At 64.0% G+C, this 4,461-nt stretch carries 5 protein-coding genes; all 5 read left to right on the top strand.

Going from position 1 to position 4,461, the window contains the following annotated elements:
* A partial coding sequence (locus ACIP1U_RS32480; RefSeq protein WP_400324035.1) for an aldehyde dehydrogenase family protein occupies positions 1 to 226 on the top strand: 226 nt, incomplete at its 5' end.
* Positions 227 to 352: 126 nt separating this feature from the next.
* A complete protein-coding gene (locus tag ACIP1U_RS32475) occupies positions 353 to 1,261 on the top strand; it encodes a TauD/TfdA dioxygenase family protein (protein ID WP_400324032.1) in 909 nt (302 codons plus the stop codon).
* 249 nt (positions 1,262 to 1,510) lie between these two features.
* Complete coding sequence (locus ACIP1U_RS32470) at positions 1,511 to 2,044, top strand: carboxymuconolactone decarboxylase family protein (protein WP_400324029.1); 534 nt, start codon at positions 1,511 to 1,513, stop codon at positions 2,042 to 2,044.
* The gene (locus tag ACIP1U_RS32465; protein WP_400324026.1) at positions 2,001 to 2,894 is read left to right on the top strand and encodes an SDR family NAD(P)-dependent oxidoreductase; all 894 of its coding nucleotides are present in this window, start codon (positions 2,001 to 2,003) and stop codon (positions 2,892 to 2,894) included. The genes ACIP1U_RS32470 and ACIP1U_RS32465 overlap by 44 nt, the downstream gene beginning before the upstream one ends.
* Positions 2,895 to 3,210: 316 nt before the next feature.
* Positions 3,211 to 4,188 carry a Bug family tripartite tricarboxylate transporter substrate binding protein gene (locus ACIP1U_RS32460; RefSeq protein ID WP_400324024.1) on the top strand — a complete coding sequence of 326 codons (978 nt, stop codon included), beginning with the start codon at positions 3,211 to 3,213 and terminating at the stop codon, positions 4,186 to 4,188.
* Positions 4,189 to 4,461: the final 273 nt, after the last annotated feature.

Here is a 4,461-nt window from a genome sequence, read left to right as displayed (position 1 = left end):
CATTGCCAACGACACGGAGTACGGGCTCGCGGCCTATGTCTGGTCCGGCGACGCTGCGCACGCACGGCGTGTTGCCAGCCGGCTGCGCGCGGGGACTGTCTGCATCAACGGGGCGGTTGCCGACCCCGGCGCACCGTTCGGTGGCTACAAGCGTTCCGGTAACGGGCGCGAGAAGGGCATCCACGGCCTGTCCGAGTACCTCGAGCAAAAGACCATCGCCATTTGACCGGTTCCCGGTCAGCAGGTGGGTACTGTCGCCCCATCCCTGGGCGACTTCCAGTGCCGGAACCTGCCATGACTTCGCTGGCCCCGAGTCTCATCGGGGTTGGCGCAAACCAAAGGAGACATCCATATGCAAGACGCTGTTGCTACGTTCCAGCCGCCGCAAGCCGACGCCTTGACGCGCGAAAACTGGCCATTTTCCGTCACTCGCCTCACGCCATGCATCGGCGCAGAAATCGGCGGTGTTGACCTCGCCCGCCCCCTGGATGATGAAACCTACACAGCTTTGCGCCAGGCGCTGTTGAAGTTCAAGGTTCTGTTCTTTCGTGAACAGGACATGACACCAGCTCAGCATGTAGCCGCCGCGCGCCGCTTTGGCGAGCTGGAAGTCCATCCCATGAACCCGAATCTCCCGGAGCATCCGGAACTGATTGTGTTCGACCGTAACGAGAAGGCGCGCGGGCAAGAGAACGGCTACCACTCAGATGTCTCGTGGCGCGAGGTCCCCTCGATGGGCTCGATGCTGCGATGCCTGGTCAGCCCGGAGACTGGCGGCGACACGATCTGGGTGAATATGGCGGCAGCGTACGCCAGGCTTCCGGAGGACGTGCAGATGCGCATCGATGGGCTTCTTGCCGTGCACGACGCCATGCCGGTCTTCGGAGCCGCGATGACGGAGGAAAGGTATGCACAGATGCGCAGGGAGTATCCGCCCGTCGTACATCCGGTAGTCCGGACGCACCCTGAATCGGGCGAGAAGATCCTGTTCGTGAACGAAGGGTTCGTCACGCATCTGGCCAACTACAAGGAGCACCACACGCGTCGCATCGGGTCCGACTCCCGACTCGGCGAAATGGACCTCCTGCAGTATCTGTATCGCCAGACCGCCGCACCTGAGTACCAGGTTCGCCTGAAATGGCGGAAGAACACCGTTGCGCTCTGGGACAACCGCGCGACGCAACACTATGCGGTGGAGGACTACTTTCCGCAAAGACGCGTGATGCATCGAGCCACGGTCATCGGGGATCGCCCGTTCTGATGCGTCGCGGGGCACTGGCACTTTATGGGGAGGCTGCTGGCAACGCCGGGAATGCGGCGGCCGACCAGGCATCCCGTCCCCTCTCTGTAGCAGCCTTGAACTGAAGGCGTTCCTTGGCGTGGCCTCGTCCCGATTGGACGTTGCGCCACGACAGGCGCAACGTCCTGACCTGCCCCCCCCGAAGTCATCCGCTTCATCCAACAGCCCATGCGCCGCGCCCACGCGGCCAGAGGAGACTCCATGGCTCGCATGCCATATTTTGACTTTCACGACATCACCGGCCGGCTCGGCGAGTTGGTGCGCGACCGTGCGCCGCTCAACCTGTACCGGATTTTGCCCAACGCGCCTGAAGCCGGTATCGGCTTCGTGACGCTGGGACGCGCCATCCTCACGAAACTGACGCTCCCGCCAACACTGCGCGAGCTGGCCATCCTCAGGGTGGGCGCACTGTGCAATGCCAGCTATGAAATCCATCAGCATCGCCGGGTGGCGCGCGCGGCGGGCTTGCCCCAGGCAAAGATCGAGACCGCGCTCAGGCCAGGCTCGACGGAAGCGCTCGAGCCGCATGAGGCGCTGGTGATCGCATTCACCGACGCCGTGGTGCGGGATGTCAAGGCGCCCGAGGCGCTGTACGCGAGCGTGGCGCAGGCCCTTGGAGATCAGCAGACCATGGAACTGCTGGTCACCATCGGCTACTACATGCTGGTGTCGCGCCTGCTGGAAAACCTGGAAGTCGATCTTGAAAACCCGCCGCTTGAACATGTGGAGATGCCCCGTGCCTGATACCCTGCAACCCTGTCCTGAACAACAACTCTTCGGGCCCGCACTGGGCAGTATCCGGCGCGAGGGGCGCCTTGCCGGCCGGCGCATCCTGGTGGTTGGCGCCGGCCAGCGCGAGACCGTGGACGCGGTCCCTTCGGTCGGCAACGGGCGCGCCATGTCGGTGCTGTTTGCGCGCGAAGGCGCGACGGTGGCTTGCGCCGACATCGATGCCGGCGCCGCCCAGGGCACGGTCGACTGGATCGCCCGCGAAGGCGGGCAGGGCTTCGTCGTACAAGCCGATGTATCGGACCCTGAGCAGATCTCCCGGATGGTGCGCGAAGCCGCATCCGCCATGGATGGTCTGGACGGGATCGTCGTCAATGTCGGCATCGGCACCCGGAGCCGCTTTGGCAATGAGAATCCGGCCGAATGGGATCGTGTCCATCACCTGAACCTGCGGGCGCCGATGTTCTGTGCGCAGGAGGCGGCCGCCGTCATGCCAGCGGGCAGCGCGGTCGTCTTCGTCGCCTCCACCGCAGCGATCTCGCCGCTGAGCGGCCTGCCGGCCTATGAGTCATCCAAAGCCGGGCTGATGGCACTGGGTCGCGCCGTCGCGTTTGCCGGGCAAGACACAGGATTGCGCGCCAATGTGCTGGCGCCTGGCCTGATCGATACGCCGATGGGGCGCGACGCCTCCCGCGCCCGCCCGTCGCGCGCGGCCCGTCCGCTGCCCTTTGGGCGGCAGGGCACGGGTTGGGAGGTCGCCAACGCCGCGCTCTTCCTCGTCAGTGCCGAATCCTCCTACGTCAATGGCCAGATGCTGGTCGTGGACGGCGGACTATCGATTGGCGCCGTGCGCACCGCAGCCTGAGCAACTCAGCGCCCACACCACGCCCACACCAGGCCGAGATCGATTCCATATCTGGCAAGCGTTGCCATGGCAGGCCCGCTACCTCGCGACATAAAGCGATGGCGTCGGGCGTGCCTCTATAGCCACGCATGCCTTGGAGATTATTGCCAATATGTACAGTGCCAGCGGTAGACCCGGGCTGGAAGGTGACCTGCGTCGGCCGCCTTCCTTTCTCGCACAATTTGTCGTACGTGAACGCGCGTGCCTTGCAGGTGGACGGCGGCCCGGCCGCCGGCATCACGCTGGCGCGGTAACGAGGCGACGGTCCACGAGCACCGTGATTCGCTTGTTCGCCGCTACGGTACCCGTCGTGCTGTCCTGCCTCGGCGCTATCGCACCCGCGCATGCGCAGGCGGTCTACCCGATTCGCCCGATCAAGCTGGTACTCGGCTTTCCGCCAGGCGGCAGTACCGATGTGGCAGCCCGTAGCGTTGCCGACCAACTCGGCAAGCGCCTTGGCCAGCCCGTGGTGGTCGAGAACCGGCCGGGCGCTTCGGGAAATATCGCCGCGGCCTACGTGGCCAGGAGCCCGCGAGACGGCTACACGCTCTTCTATGGCACCAATACCACGCATGCCATGAACGTTAGCCTCTATTCCAGGCTCGATTACGACCCGGTCAAGGACTTCGTGCCAATCGTGCTGCAAAGCAAGGTGTGGAACGTGTTGAGCGTGAATCCGACGTTCAGGGCCACGACGCTTCCGGCGTTGATTGCGCTAGCCAGGTCGGAGCCCGGCGCCATCAACGTTGCCTCGCCGGGAAATTCGACGAGCGTGCACATGGCGCTCGAGCTGCTGCAGTCCATGGCCGGCATCAAGGTCACTCACGTACCGTACAAAGGCAGTGCCCCGGCGCTGACCGATGTGCTCGGGGGCCAGATCCCTGTCATGTTCGATAACCTGCCGGCGTCGCTGCCGTACATCCGCGCCGGCAAGCTGAAGGCGCTGGCAGTATCGTCGCCCAGGCGGCTGGCAATGCTGCCAGATGTGCCGACCTTCGAGGAACTCGGCATCAAGGGCTACGAGGTGGCGGGATGGACCGCGTTGTGGGCGCCCGCCGGTACGCCGCCGGCCATCGTCGATCGACTGAACCATGAGATGAATCAGGTGCTTGGCGATCCGAAAGTCATCGCGATGATGAAAGATCTGGCATTTGACCCGCAGGGCGGCACGCCAGCATCGCTCGCCCAGTTCGCACGTGCCGAGACTCTGAAGTGGCAGGCCGTCATCCGGAACAACGGCATCAAGCTGGATTGACCAGCAAGACTCATGCTGGCTCACCCTGACGGTGAATCAGGAGGAGGCCAGGGGTGCCGTCAGCCAGGGAAAGGCCCCGATGACTACAAGTTATCGGGAATGGCATCACTATGCATTGGACTCACCGTGCAAGCAGGCCAAGAATAGTCCGGAGCGAACAGAACAGGCGTTACGCCAAAAAATGGAGACGAAGGGCATGTACAACCTCAAGCAGTTCTATATCGGTGGCCAGTGGGTCGCTCCGGCGAAGGAAGGCAGCATCATCGATATCGT

The sequence above is a fragment of the Cupriavidus sp. NPDC089707 genome (assembly GCF_044748965.1).
In the GTDB taxonomy this organism is placed as follows: domain Bacteria; phylum Pseudomonadota; class Gammaproteobacteria; order Burkholderiales; family Burkholderiaceae; genus Cupriavidus.
The sequence above is the reverse complement of the archived record's forward strand: the minus strand, read 5'-3'. Positions and strand labels throughout refer to the sequence as shown.